Raw genomic sequence first — 13,332 nt, forward strand, 5'->3', positions numbered from 1 at the left:
AGCAGCCGGCCCGCCGATATTCCCCAACCCGGCCCCGGCGCTCACCCCGTACTCGGTCCGACCCGCTACCGTGTGTGCGTGCAGAAACTGTTGACCGACCGCGACCTGCTGGAATCACTCGCGGTAGAGGTGGAACTGACCATGCGGCGCCATACCGAGATCGCCGATGAATGGCAGCCGCACGACTTCGTCCCGTGGGACGACGGCCGCAACTTCGCCTTCCTCGGCGGCGAGGACTGGGACCCCGCGCAGTCCGAGCTCAGCGATACCGCCCGGCTGGCGCTCACCGTGAGCGTGCTGATCGCCGACAATCTGCCCTCTTACCACCGAGAGGTCGGCAAATATCTACGCACCGGCACGTGGTGGCGCTGGGTGGGCCGCTGGACCGCCGAGGAGGCCCGGCACTCCGTGGTGATCCGCAACTACCTGATGGTCACCCGCGCCTGTGACCCGGTGGAGCTGGAACGGCTGCGCATGGGCCATATGACCGACGGTTTCCGGCGCGAGCCGCTGCATCTGCTGGATGTGCTGGCCGCCTGCGCGTTCGAGGAGACCGCCGCCGCCGTGCGCCATCGCAACACCGCCGCGCTCGGGGAGAACCCGCTGATCACCGCGATCAGCGAGCGGATCGCCAAGGACGACGAGATGCAGGCCGCGGTATTCGCCGACCTCGTCGCCGCCGGTTTCGACGAGACCCCGGACCAGACCATGCGCGCCGTCGCCGACCAGGTCGCCGCGTTCCGCGTCCCCTCGGTCACCCTGCCCGACGGGCGCAGCAGCGACGAGGCTCTGGCCGACGCCGGCATCTACGACCCGGAGAAACAGGACGAGCTGATCTTCGCGCCGCTGCTGCGGCGCTGGGATGTGTTCGGCCGCACCGACCTCGGCGAATCCGGGGAGGCGGCCCGCGAAGAGCTGGCCCGCTTCCGACCCTGAATCCACCTACGGTGCGACGCGACCGTCGATCGACGGTCGCGTCGCACCGAATGCCGCGTCATCCCGGGTCCCCGGGGCGGCGCGGCATCAGTCGTTGTCGATATTCGTCATGGACAGGACGTCCAGGCGCCGGTCGAGTTCCTCCTCGCTCAACCCGTCGCCGATCAGTCCGCGATCGATCACCGTCTGACGGATCGTCTTCTGCTCCCGCAGCGCCTGTTTGGCCACCGCCGCCGCCTCCTCGTAACCGATCGCCGAATTCAGCGGGGTCACGATGGAAGGCGAGGATTCGGCCAGGGTACGCAGCCGTTCGACGTCGGCGGTCAGCCCGTGCACACACCGGTCGGCGAACAGCCGGGACACCGCCGCCAGCAGCCGGATGGATTCGAGCACATTACGCGCCATCACCGGGATATAGACATTCAGCTCGAAATGGCCGCCCGCCCCCGCGAAAGCCACCGCGGCATCGTTTCCGATCACCTGCGCCGCCACCTGGGTGACCGCCTCCGGCAGTACCGGATTCACCTTTCCGGGCATGATGGAACTGCCCGGCTGCAGGTCGGGCAGTTGCAGTTCACCCAGCCCGGTCAGCGGGCCCGAACCCATCCAGCGGATATCGTTGGCGATCTTGGTCAGGCTCACCGCGACCGTGCGCAGCGCCCCGGAGACCTCCACCAGCCCGTCCCGCGCCGCCTGCGCCTCGAAATGATCCTCGGCCTCGGTCAGCGCGTCGATCCCGCTGGCCCGCACCAACTCCGCCACCACCTTCGCCCCGAACCCGGCGGGCGCGTTCAGCCCGGTCCCGACCGCGGTACCGCCGATCGGCAGTTCACCCAGCCGCGGCAGTGTCGCCAGCAGCCGCTCCATACCCGCCGCGACCTGCCGGGTGTAGCCGCCGAACTCCTGGCCCAGCGTCACCGGGACCGCGTCCATCAGATGGGTGCGCCCCGACTTCACCACCGTGCGCCATTCGGTCGCCTTGTCCAGCAGCGCCAGCCGCAGATGCTCCAGGGCGGGCAGCAGATCCTTGATCACGGCCTCGGTGGCCGCCAGATGGGTCGCGGTCGGGAAGGTGTCGTTCGACGACTGGGACATGTTCACGTGATCGTTCGGGTGCACGGTGACCCCGCGCGCGGCCGCGATCGAGGCGATCACCTCGTTGGCGTTCATATTCGAACTGGTCCCCGACCCGGTCTGGAACACATCGATCGGGAACTGGTCGTCGTGGCGGCCCTCCGCGATCTCGGTCGCGGCCGCGACGATCGCCGCGGCCCGCTCCTCATCGAGCAACCCCAGATCCCGGTTGACGACCGCGCAGGCCCCCTTCAACAGCCCGAGCGCCCGGATCTGCGCCCGCTCCAGCCCTCGCCCGCTGATCGGGAAGTTCTCCACCGCCCGCTGAGTCTGGGCACGCCACAGCGCGTCCACCGGAACCCGGACCTCGCCCATGGTGTCGTGCTCGATGCGGTACTGCTTCTCCTCGCTCATGTTCCCGAGCCTATGCCGCGTCCCGGCGATGTTGGCGTGCCACGCGTGAGGTCCAGGTCACCGGAATTCCCCTCGATGGATGCCGGACCCGGCCCCCGCGTGGGCCTGGAACACCTGCTCGATACCTCGCTACGCCCGCGAGACAACTGCTCACCGATCGAAATCCCCGGTAGCCGGGTGAGCTCGCTCCTGCTCAGTCGTGTCCGGTGGAGACGAGCCGGTCGATCTCGCGACTCAACTCCGCGTGCGAGATCGGGTCGATATGGAAATCCTGGTAGCGGTGCCGATAGATATAGCGCCCATCGTCGGCGACATCGAACCAGCTCAGGTAGCGAGGTGGCGGCGGGTCCGGTTCACGCAACCGGTGGCGCGCCTCCAGGAACCCGGATCCCGCGCGCGGCGCCTTCAGCAGTCGGCGCATCCGGTCGGCGGGCTGGGGTTTGCCGCCGTTCCACACCTCATAGGTGTCACGGAGCCGGTCGATACTCTCCACCAGCGGTGCCCGGCTTCCCTTGGGCTGTTCCCCGAGTATTTGTAGAAAGATTCTGCGGACAAGCGAGGACGAGCCGATCTGCAGCACGAACTTGCCGTCGAAATCGGTAGTGGTGCCGGGGAATTGCACGGCGGTGACGGCCACCTGCCCAGCGAACGCGCCGTATGCGCGGATCCGGTGCCGGCGGCTACCTGAGAGGGTCAGCGTGTACTCGGGGTCGGCGGCGACTCGCAACGCGGCGGTGAGGTCGGGATCACCACCTCGCGGGTACGCGGACGCGATCCCGGCCGCCAACCGCTGGAACTCGTCCTCCCAGCGCACCGACGATCGCACCTCCAGGGGATACGGATACCGGTCCTTACCGGTCTCCTTCCAGACGTGCACGAATTCGTCCGGGGCGAACTCCCATTTCACCGCCGGTCACCGCGATCATCGGCCGGCTGCGCGGCGGGGGCATCGGCCCCGAGAACACCACCCAGGGCACTGATCCGAGGACCGAACAACTCTTCTTCACGATCCTGGATCAGGTAGTCGGGAGTCTTGTGCTCGTCGTCGTCCTCACCGCGCTTGCCCGCGCCCGGGGACATCATGCCCGGCATCCCGGACATCCCCCGGCTGGTACCCGCGGCCGTGGAAGCCGCACTCGGAGACCCGGTGGAGGTGTTGGGCCCACCGGGAGCCCCGGTCACCGTCTTGCCCGGGGTCTGCGTCTGCGGGGTGCCACCGGGCGTCCCGGCCGGAGTACCGGTAGGTACAGAGGGCGAACCGGTGGTGGTGGTCGACGGTGTAGTGCGCTGCGGGTCGCCGGCCGGGTTAGTGGTTGTCGTCGTGTTCGGCTGCCGGGTGGTCGGGTTGTCGTTCGATCCGGCCGCGGTGGTCTGCGAATCCTCTTCTGTACCAGCGGTTTCGGTGCTCTTCCCCTCGGTGTCGCGCTCGCCGGGCGTTTCGGAACCCGGAGTTTCACCGCCGGGAGCGGAGGAGGTCGTTGTGGTGCCGTTGGGTCCGGTGGTGGACGTCCCACCCGGAACAGACGGCCCCGGCCCGTCACCCGGCGCCTGAACCGGCACGAAGGTCGGCACGCCGTCACCCGCGGGCTGGTAGGTCGGCTTGTACGCCATATTCATGGCTTCCACCGCGACCAGCCGTTGGTCTTCCTTGTAGCGATCGAGTGCGGCGGCAGCAGCGGGGTCGGTTGCGCCGACAACCGTCTGCGCGATCTGGGCCGGATCGACCACGGACGTGGCGATCGCCGGGTTTGTACCTGGGGAAACGGTAGGAGGCGGGGGGACGGATTTTCTCACGACCTCCGCACCGTAAGCAGCGGCTTCGACCCTCAACCCCACCGCGCGGATCACTTCCTGCACATCCGTCGCCTGATCGTAGAACTTCCGCGCAGCCCGATTGGCGGCATCGGCGAACTCCCCGTCCAGGCCGTCGGAAAGCTCTCGCTGAATGGACAGGTGAGCACCGAGCAATCCGCCGCTGAGAGCGACGGCGACTGCCCCATAGGTATCGGCGAACCGACGCATGGCAACGGGATCCATGGCCTGGACCTTGGCGTAGATCTCTTGGTGCGAGAGCCCTTCGAACTGCTCCATTTCAGTGATATAGGACGGATCACGACCGCCGTGGGATACCTGAGACCCGACGTGTTCCGCGCCCGATTGAACTTGCTGTGCCGTGAGCCGGGCCTTCACCGCAGATGGGTCTATGCCGAGCGCTGGGCCGAAGAACCCCAATTGCGAAGGTTGCTGTTCTCCGCCCATGGTCAGTTGTCCGGCCCGATAGAAGGCTCGAGAGTCTCGGCAATGTGCAGCACTCCGTCGCAGCGCTCCAAACCCGCCTCTGAACCTTCGAAAGTCCTTGAAGTGCTGAAGATTACGAACCCCACCTTGGTACGGACGTGAATATCGCACGTCTTTACCAATCGAGGATCGCGAACCCACATCGCCTCCCGACCGTTGATCGTCAACGGCTCACTGTTTGCGCCGTTCTTGTCCACGTCCTCTTGCCAGCTCAGATTCCCGGAATCGATCTGCAGGTCCCAGTTCAATCCGTCGAAGTCACAGGTCAAGAACGTGTACTCGGCGATAAGATCCCGGCCTCGCCGCCGACTCGCCGGATCCAGCCCCGCGCGTGAGACGGCGTCATCGCTGATCCAGGTACACGGGTCGAAGACGACCTCCGCCCGGCCATCGGTTGTGTACTCGTTTTGTTCCACCGGTGGCTGCAGGTTGGGCGCGGTGAGAGTCGGACGAGATGCCACACTTCCCGGACTGGTCGATGTACCTGCCGCCACCGGCGGCCCTTCGGCAGGAGCCTCCGAGCCCTGTGAACAGCCGACGCTCAACATCATCAGAGCACAGGATGCCGTGGCAGTCGCAAATCTCGTTAGTGTCATAACTGCTGAACCTCCGCCGCCGCATCGATCGCGCGCCTGTTCATTTCATCTGCCTCTTCGAACTCGCCACCGGCCTGGAGGAAAGCCGCAGCCATCCGCAAGGCGGCCTCCTTCAGCCCCGCCACCGCGTCAATGGTGAGGACGTGTTTTTCCTGGAACCCACTCTGGAGTTGTTCGGCCGAGCGGAATCCCCCGAACCCGTCCAGACGGACTATGCGCCTCAACTCATCGAGTTGCTTGTCCACACACGTGTCGACCAACCGCGTGTACACCGCCGCACACCGTTCCGCGGCCCCCCGCTCCATCCGGAATGTCCCCGCCACAGCTTGCTGATACAGCGCGTTCGCGGTCCCCTGCCCCACATCCATCCCGCTCGGCCCACCCTTCCGTAAACTTCACTCACCATACTGGACGCACCCGCCCCCACTCCGGTTCCGCCGGGACCCCGGTACCGCGGAATCGCCTCGCGGCAGTCCGTTTCGTTCCCCACGGCCCGCCGACTGTTGCCGATCGGTCGGCGCTATATCCCGGACGCTCGGTCAGCGGGGCGTCCACGCCCGGCCCGCGCGATTCCGGGCACGCATCCCCCGCCGTCGACCTCGGTTTTCCGGCTGCCACCACCTCGACCAGGGCCGATCCGGCTCCACGCCGGAATCGAGCCCACGTTTCGTCGCGAACCCGGCGTACTACTGCCGGTTACGCGGCATAGTGAGGTACATCACGCTCTATCCGGCGCGCGTTCAACGCCCGAGTCGACCGAGGAGTTCGTCATGATGCGATACCTCCGCCTTCGCTTCGGCCTCCGCGCACCGCATGAATCCACTTCGAGGAGTACCTCATGACCTACGCCAAGCCCGGTGCCGACGGCAGCATCGTCAGCTATGCCCGCCGATACGACAATTTCATCGGGGGTGAGTGGACCGCGCCCGTCGAAGGTAGATACTTCGACAATCCGTCTCCGGTCGATGGCGAAACCTTCTGCGAGGTGGCGCGGTCCACCGCACCCGATGTGGAGCTGGCGCTGGATGCCGCGCATGCGGCCGCCGACGGGTGGGGAGCCACGTCCACCACCGAACGCGCGAATATCCTCAACAAGATCGCGGATCGGATCGAGGAGAATCTGGAGGCGCTGGCGGTCGCCGAGACCTGGGAGAACGGGAAACCGGTCCGGGAGACGAAGGCGGCGGACCTGCCGCTGGCGGTGGATCATTTCCGGTATTTCGCCGGGGCCATCCGCGCCCAGGAAGGCGGGATCAGCGAGATCGACGCCGATACCATCGCCTATCACTTCCACGAGCCGCTGGGTGTGGTGGGTCAGATTATTCCGTGGAATTTCCCGATTCTCATGGCCACCTGGAAATTGGCGCCGGCGCTGGCGGCCGGTAACGCGGTGGTGCTGAAACCGGCAGAGCAGACGCCGGCGTCGATCATGAAGGTGGTCGAGCTGATCGGCGATCTGTTGCCGCCGGGTGTGCTGAACGTGGTGAACGGCTTCGGGGTGGAGACCGGTAAGCCGCTGGCGTCGAGTCCGCGGGTGGCGAAGGTGGCGTTCACCGGAGAGACCACAACGGGCCGGTTGATCATGCAGTACGCGAGCGAGAACATCATCCCGGTCACCCTGGAACTGGGCGGGAAGAGTCCGAATATCTTCCTGCCGGATGTCATGGCGGCCGACGACGATTTCCTGGACAAGGCGGTCGAGGGTTTCGTGATGTTCGCGCTGAACCAGGGCGAGGTCTGCACCTGTCCGTCGCGGGCGCTCGTCCATTCGTCGATCTACGACGAGTTCATGGCCCGCTGTGTGGAGCGCACCAAGGCCATTGTGAGCGGCGATCCGCTCGACGACGCAACCATGATCGGCGCGCAGGCCAGTAACGACCAGCTCGAGAAGATCCTGTCCTACATCGATATCGGCAAGAAGGAAGGCGCCGAGGTACTCACCGGCGGCGGTTCCCGTTCGGTCGAGGGCTACCCGAACGGCTTCTACGTGGAGCCGACCATCTTCAAGGGCAGCAACGATATGCGCATCTTCCAGGAGGAGATCTTCGGCCCGGTCGTCTCGGTCACCACATTCGATTCCACCGAGGAGGCCCTGAAGATCGCGAACGACACCCTCTACGGTCTCGGCGCGGGTGTCTGGACCCGGGACGGCAATACCGCCTACCGGCTCGGCCGCGGTATCAAGGCCGGCCGCGTGTGGACGAACTGCTATCACGCCTATCCGGCGCACGCGGCATTCGGCGGCTACAAGAAGTCGGGTATCGGCCGGGAGAACCACGCGCAGATGCTGGACCACTACCAGCAGACCAAGAACCTGCTGGTCAGCTACTCACCGCAGAAGCTCGGGTTCTTCTGATGCCGGACCCGAACCGGGTGGAACTCACCGCGACCGCCGCCGATCTGCTGCACGAGCTGATCGAACGGCACGGTCCGGTGATGTTCCACCAGTCCGGCGGGTGCTGCGACGGCAGCGCACCCATGTGTTACCCGCGGGGTGAGTTCCGGGTCGGGGCGCAGGATGTGCTGCTGGGGCAGGTGGATGTGGACACCCCGTTCTGGATGAGCGCGGACCAGTACCAGTACTGGAAGCACACCCATCTGACGGTGGACGTGGTGCCCGGGCGCGGAAGCGGATTCTCTCTGGAGGCCCCGGAGGGTGTGCGGTTCCTGATCCGGTCCCGGCTGCTCACCGACGAGGAGTTCCTCCGCCTCGAAGCCGCGCCGCCACCGCCGACAGGCGCGAGTGCGGCCGACCGTCCAGAGAACGGCGACCATTGAGCACTGACAGTGCTGCGCTCCTCTTCAGGTGAGTCGGGGCGCGCTTCCGCCGGAACCTCCTCGCGGCTCCGATGGTTCGCCTCGGCGCTCGGGGCCGCCCGGTTCCGAGGCGGCGGAGTGGACAACGGGAGCCGCGAGGGACCCGGCCCCCGACTACCGCCGACCGGGCTCGGCGGGTCGGGCCGTATGCGGCGACCCGGTATCGGATCATCGATCGAATTCGGCCGGAGCCGATCAGTTTGGGCTCCGGGATCCGTCGTCAGTGCATACCAGCCGTCAGCCGAGGAGGATCGTCATGCAGAAGATCGTCACCAATCTCTGGTACGACACCCAGGCCGAGGAGGCCGCGGAGTTCTACTGTTCCCTGTTTCCGGACGGGAAGATCACCGGGGTGCAGCGCTATACGGATTCGGGCATGCGGGAAGCGGGGACGGTGATGCTGGTCGATTTCCAGCTCGCCGGCCAGCAGTTCACCGCTATCAACGGCGGCGGCGACTATCACTACACCCACGCGATGTCGCTGCTGGTCAACTGTGGTGATCAGGCCGAGGTGGACCGGCTGTGGGAGGCGCTGCTGGCCGACGGCGGCGAGGAGGTGCAGTGCGGCTGGCTCAACGACAAGTACGGGGTGCCGTGGCAGATCTGGCCCAGCGAGGCCAACGAACTGCTCTCCGGTGACGATCCGGTGGCGGTCGACCGCGCTCTCGCGGCCATGTATCAGATGAAGAAGATCGACCTGCAGGCCATGCGGGAGGCCTACGCCGGCTGATCCGCTTCCGGCGGCCGTGCCGGGTGGGTTCCGGCGCGTTGCCACCGCCAGGCGAACTCACCCGGCCGCGGTGGCGGGCCCGGCAGCTCGCCCTCGGCGGCCAACCCGGCGATCAGTACCGCGAGCACCCGGCGGCGCAGTTGCGCGGTGCGCTGCCGGTCGGGTGTCGAAACCGCCGCGCACGCTTCCAGTACCAGGCCGATATCCTGCGGCGTCACCCCCTCCCGCAGCCGGCCCGCCGCCTGCGCCCGGCGCACCAGCTTCGTGTTCACCTCGTCGGCGTGCGTCACCTCGGGCCGCATCCCCGGGTCGGGTTCGAAGGTGCCGGCGAGATGGACTGTCAGGGAATGCACGTCGGCGTCGACCACTCGCTCCAGGAATCCCACCAGGGCCTGCCAGCCGTCGGGTTCGGCCAGCGCGGCGTCGGCCTCCGCGTTGTAGCGGCGCAGCCCCTCGTGGCACAGCGTGCGCAGGAGCGCTTCCTTGCTGGGATAGCGGCGGTAGAGCGCGCTGATTCCGACGCCCGCCCGTTCGGCCACCGCGGCGATCGGTGCCTTCGGTTCGGCCAGGAACACCTCCCGAGCGGCTTCCAGGACGAGACTGTCGTTGCGGGCGGCCTGCGCTCTACGGCCGCCCAGAGGCTTGTGAGCAGGGGTTTCCGCTGATTTCGGCATGCGCCGAGCATAGCACTTGAAACGGAATGTTCCGTTCTGCTATTCTTCAAACAGAACAAAGCATTCCGTTCCGAACAAAGGATTCGATATGGCCACCATCCAGCCCTTCCGCATCGAGGTCGCCCAGGCCGATATCGACGATCTGCGCAACCGGCTCCGGCGCAGCCGCTGGGCCGACCAGATCCCGGGCTCCGGCGAGGAGTACGGCGTGAGCGTCGACCGGGTACGCGCCCTGGCGGAGCAGTGGCTGCAGCTCGATTGGCGGAAGACGGAGGAGCAGCTCAACGCCCACCCCCACTTCGTGACCGAGATCGACGGTCAGCGGATCCACTTCCTGCATGTACGCGCGCAGCAGGGCACCGGGTTCCCGCTGGTCCTCACCCACGGCTGGCCCGGCACCTTCATCGAATTCCTGCGCCTGATCGAGCCGCTGACCGCCGCGGGTTTCGATCTCGTCATCCCCTCGGTCCCCGGTTACGGTTTCTCCGGACCCACCACCGAGAAGGGCTGGAACGACCAGCGGATCGCCCGCGCCTGGGCCGAGCTGATGAGCCGGCTCGGCTACGAGCGATACGGCGCGGTGGGCAACGACGGCGGGTCGTCGATCTCGGTCGAACTGGGCCGTATCGCGCCGGACCGTGTCGTGGGATTGCATGTTGCCCAGGTGTATTCGTTCCCCTCGGGCGACCCCACCGAGCTGGCGGACCTGGATGCCGACGAGCAGCGGTCACTGGAAACCCTGAACTGGTTCGTGGCGAACAAGATGGGTTTCAATGTGCTGCAATCACAGCAGCCGCAGACCCTCGCGCACGCCCTCGCGGATTCACCCTCGGGCCTGCTCGGCTGGAATGGACAGCTCCTGGGCCCGGATTTGGACGACGAGTTCGTGATCGCCAATATCGCCGTCCACTGGTTCACCGGCACGGCGGGTTCGGCGATCCGGCATTACTTCGAGAAGGACAAGGCCCCCGCTTCCACCGCGCCGTCGACCGTGCCGCTGGCATTGTGCGGCTCGACCGGCGATTTCCACGGGATCCGGCGGTTCGCCGAGCGCGATCACCACATCGTGTCGTGGCGTACACACGACGTGCACACCCACTACCTGCACCATGTCGCGGCGGATCTCATGGCCGCCGAGATCACCGCGTTCTTCGGGGGGTACCGCGGCGAGTGAACCGAGGCCGTGGCGATCCGGCACCGCGGCGGGTCCGCGGTGCGCATCGCTGCGCCACGATCAGGAATGCTGCTTCAGGTACTCCAGATAGAACTCGCGCAGCGCCTCGGCGAGTTCGCCGTCACCTGCGTGAATATAGTCGTCGAGCATGGGCACCACCCATTTGATATCGGCTTCGCTCTCGCCGGCCCGGCCCGCCGTGGCCTCCGCCGCCGGGATCCGGGTCAGCAGTTCCCAGAGGAAGCGGATGTCACCGTGCCGCACCGCGAGCCTCACCGCGCGGTCGTGCAGTTCCTTCGACGAGAGCTTGTCCAACTCCTCGTGCTGGGTCATATGGCCGACTCTAATCCCGGCGCCGGGTTCCGGGCCCGGTTTCCGGGAGGGTCGCCGGGCCGTCGCCGCGTGGCGTACCCCCTCCGGGCCGATACCGTGCTGCGATGACCCGATGACCGACGAAACCCTCACCCCACCGCCCGGCTTCCAGGTCAAACGCGTCTACGAAGCCCCCGCGGCCGACGACGGATACCGGGTACTGGTCGACCGCCTGTGGCCGCGCGGCCTCGCCAAGGCCGTCGCCCGGATCGACGAATGGGCCAAGGAGATCACCCCCTCGACCGAGTTGCGCCGGTGGTTCCACGAGGATCCCGACGGCCGGCGCACCGAATTCGCCGACCGCTACCGGGCCGAGCTCGCCGAGCCTGCGGCCCGCGAGATACTGCACCGGTTACGGGAGCGCGCCGGGGGCAGCCCGCCGGTGACTTTGGTCACCGCGGTCAAAGAGCCGGGTCACAGCCACGTTCCGGTACTGGTGGAGCAGTTGCGCGAGTGAGGTGACCCCGCGCCGCGCGACACGAAGGCGAACCCGGAGCGAACACGCCGCCCAAGCGCCGGGACAGCGTGAGTTTCACCGATACCTGATCCGAATCGATCGCGGGCCGTCGATACCCATGCTGACCTGCGTGAAACCGGCCGAACCGGGGCCAGTTCACAGTGAATTCACCAAAGCCTCCCGCATTTCTCCGAGCGCACAGGGGTGGTGAGGAGGTAGCTTCGGAGTGGCGGGTCGCACGTTGCGGTTCGCTCGGGAGGTCCTGACCGTGACTGAGAAACTCAGTACGAGGGGGCCGGCACCCGGTCCTCGTGGCCACTGACGCACCACGTCAGCAGCCATCCGGACCTACCGGCCCAGCGAGACTGTCTGTGTGGGTGCCGCGCAGACCATAGGAGCCTACCGTGACTGATAATCGCTCCGTATCCGCCCCTTCGGCGAATTCTCGCTTCATTGAGAAAGGTTTGAAAACCTTCGTCATCGACACCTCGGTGCTGCTGTCGGACCCCTGGGCAGTGACCCGGTTCGGCGAACATCATGTGGTGTTGCCGCTGGTCGTGATCAGCGAACTCGAAGGTAAACGACACCATCACGAACTCGGCTGGTTCGCCCGCGAGGCCCTGCGCATGCTCGACGATCTGCGGGTGGCCCACGGCCGGCTCGACGAACCGCTGCCGATCGGCACCGACGGTGGCACGTTGCAGGTGGAGCTGAACCACACCGACCCCTCGGTGTTGCCGGTCGGTTTCCGCACCGAGAGCAACGATTCCCGCATCCTGGCCTGCGCGTTGAACCTCGCGGCCGACGGATGCCAGGTCGTGCTGGTGTCCAAGGACATTCCGATGCGGGTGAAGGCCAGCGCGGTAGGTCTGCGGGCGGAGGGATATCACGCACAGGATGTGGTGACCTCCGGTTGGACGGGCATGGTCGAGATCGACACCGCCTCCGACATCGTCGACCGGCTCTACAGCGAATCGGTCGTCGATCTCGACGAGGCACGAGAACTGCCCTGCCACACCGGAATCCGGCTCCTGGGCAACAATTCCAGCGCCCTCGGCCGGGTGACACCGGACAAACGGGTGCAGCTGGTGCGGGAACGGGAAGCCTTCGGGCTGCACGGCCGCTCCGCGGAACAGCGGGTGGCATTGGACCTGCTGCTCGACGAGAGCGTCGGCATCGTTTCGCTGGGCGGCCGCGCCGGCACCGGTAAATCCGCACTGGCGCTCACCGCCGGCCTGGAAGCGGTGCTGGAGAAGCGCACCCAGCGCAAGGTCGTGGTCTTCCGGCCGCTGTACGCGGTGGGCGGTCAGGAACTCGGTTATCTGCCGGGCACCGAGAACGAGAAGATGGGCCCCTGGGCACAAGCCGTCTTCGACACCCTGGACGGTCTGGCCAGCCGCGAGGTCATGGAGGAGGTACTCAGCCGGGATATGCTGGAAGTTCTCCCGCTGACCCATATTCGAGGCCGGTCCCTGCACGATTCGTTCGTGATCGTGGACGAAGCCCAGTCACTGGAACGCAATGTCCTGCTGACGGTACTGAGCCGGCTCGGCAGCGGTTCCCGGGTGGTCCTGACCCACGATGTGGCGCAGCGCGACAATCTGCGGGTCGGCCGGCACGACGGTGTCGCGGCGGTGGTCGAAAAGCTCAAGGGCCACCCCTTGTTCGCGCATATCACCCTGACCCGCAGTGAGCGGTCGCCGATCGCCGCACTGGTCACCGAGATGCTGGAGGAATACGGGCCCAACGCATAGGGCCCGGCGCACGACGCAGCCGTTCGAGAGCACTCC

General features: G+C 66.7%; 14 protein-coding genes. 7 read left to right on the forward strand and 7 right to left on the reverse strand.

Going from position 1 to position 13,332, the window contains the following annotated elements; genetic code table 11:
* The first annotated feature begins 78 nt into the window (after positions 1-78).
* Complete coding sequence (locus tag NF4_RS16130) at positions 79-936, forward strand: acyl-ACP desaturase (RefSeq protein WP_232330496.1); 858 nt, start codon at positions 79-81, stop codon at positions 934-936.
* Positions 937-1,023: 87 nt separating this feature from the next.
* Here NF4_RS16130 and NF4_RS16135 read toward each other — a convergent pair whose 3' ends face one another.
* From NF4_RS16135 to NF4_RS16155, 5 genes are all read right to left on the reverse strand, one after another.
* On the reverse strand, positions 1,024-2,424 hold the full coding sequence (locus NF4_RS16135; protein ID WP_063128151.1) for a class II fumarate hydratase: 1,401 nt from the start codon (positions 2,422-2,424) through the stop codon (positions 1,024-1,026).
* A 193-nt stretch (positions 2,425-2,617) separates the two neighbouring features.
* On the reverse strand, positions 2,618-3,331 hold the full coding sequence (locus NF4_RS16140; protein ID WP_063128152.1) for an ESX secretion-associated protein EspG: 714 nt from the start codon (positions 3,329-3,331) through the stop codon (positions 2,618-2,620).
* On the reverse strand, positions 3,328-4,515 hold the full coding sequence (locus NF4_RS16145; protein ID WP_063128153.1) for a hypothetical protein: 1,188 nt from the start codon (positions 4,513-4,515) through the stop codon (positions 3,328-3,330). The genes NF4_RS16140 and NF4_RS16145 overlap by 4 nt, the downstream gene beginning before the upstream one ends.
* Positions 4,516-4,685: 170 nt before the next feature.
* Positions 4,686-5,273 carry a DUF3558 domain-containing protein gene (locus tag NF4_RS16150; RefSeq protein WP_198165346.1) on the reverse strand — a complete coding sequence of 196 codons (588 nt, stop codon included), beginning with the start codon at positions 5,271-5,273 and terminating at the stop codon, positions 4,686-4,688.
* A gap of 41 nt (positions 5,274-5,314) precedes the next feature.
* Entirely contained in the window at positions 5,315-5,686 is a 372-nt protein-coding gene (locus NF4_RS16155; protein ID WP_063128155.1) for a hypothetical protein, read from the reverse strand.
* A 470-nt stretch (positions 5,687-6,156) separates the two neighbouring features.
* Here NF4_RS16155 and adh point away from each other — a divergent pair, with 470 nt between their 5' ends.
* The 3 genes from adh (at position 6,157) to NF4_RS16170 (ending at position 8,865) form a co-directional block, all read left to right on the forward strand.
* On the forward strand, positions 6,157-7,674 hold the full coding sequence (adh, locus tag NF4_RS16160; protein ID WP_063128156.1) for an aldehyde dehydrogenase: 1,518 nt from the start codon (positions 6,157-6,159) through the stop codon (positions 7,672-7,674).
* Positions 7,674-8,096, forward strand: a complete 423-nt coding sequence (locus NF4_RS16165) for a DUF779 domain-containing protein (protein WP_063128157.1) — start codon at positions 7,674-7,676, stop codon at positions 8,094-8,096. The genes adh and NF4_RS16165 overlap by 1 nt, the downstream gene beginning before the upstream one ends.
* 295 nt (positions 8,097-8,391) lie before the next feature.
* Positions 8,392-8,865, forward strand: a complete 474-nt coding sequence (locus tag NF4_RS16170) for a VOC family protein (protein WP_063128158.1) — start codon at positions 8,392-8,394, stop codon at positions 8,863-8,865.
* On the opposite strand, the gene NF4_RS16175 is transcribed toward NF4_RS16170, so the two are convergent.
* Positions 8,853-9,539 (reverse strand): TetR/AcrR family transcriptional regulator, encoded by a 687-nt coding sequence (locus tag NF4_RS16175; protein WP_063128159.1) that lies wholly within the window; start codon positions 9,537-9,539, stop codon positions 8,853-8,855. The genes NF4_RS16170 and NF4_RS16175 overlap by 13 nt on opposite strands.
* A gap of 88 nt (positions 9,540-9,627) precedes the next feature.
* Here NF4_RS16175 and NF4_RS16180 point away from each other — a divergent pair, with 88 nt between their 5' ends.
* Complete coding sequence (locus NF4_RS16180) at positions 9,628-10,713, forward strand: epoxide hydrolase family protein (protein ID WP_063128160.1); 1,086 nt, start codon at positions 9,628-9,630, stop codon at positions 10,711-10,713.
* 60 nt (positions 10,714-10,773) lie between these two features.
* Here NF4_RS16180 and NF4_RS16185 read toward each other — a convergent pair whose 3' ends face one another.
* A complete protein-coding gene (locus NF4_RS16185; RefSeq protein ID WP_063128161.1) occupies positions 10,774-11,046 on the reverse strand; it encodes a hypothetical protein in 273 nt (90 codons plus the stop codon).
* Positions 11,047-11,158: 112 nt separating this feature from the next.
* Between NF4_RS16185 and NF4_RS16190 the strand changes: the two genes are divergently transcribed.
* Both NF4_RS16190 and phoH2 read left to right on the forward strand, forming a co-directional pair.
* Positions 11,159-11,542: a DUF488 domain-containing protein gene (locus NF4_RS16190; RefSeq protein ID WP_063128162.1), complete on the forward strand. Its 384-nt coding sequence runs from the start codon at positions 11,159-11,161 to the stop codon at positions 11,540-11,542.
* Between the two features lie 404 nt (positions 11,543-11,946).
* Entirely contained in the window at positions 11,947-13,296 is a 1,350-nt protein-coding gene (phoH2, locus tag NF4_RS16195) for an RNA 5'-3' helicase PhoH2 (RefSeq protein ID WP_063128163.1), read from the forward strand.
* Positions 13,297-13,332 lie beyond the last annotated feature (36 nt).

The sequence above is a fragment of the Nocardia fusca NBRC 14340 genome (genome assembly GCF_001618425.1).
GTDB lineage: Bacteria > Actinomycetota > Actinomycetes > Mycobacteriales > Mycobacteriaceae > Nocardia > Nocardia fusca.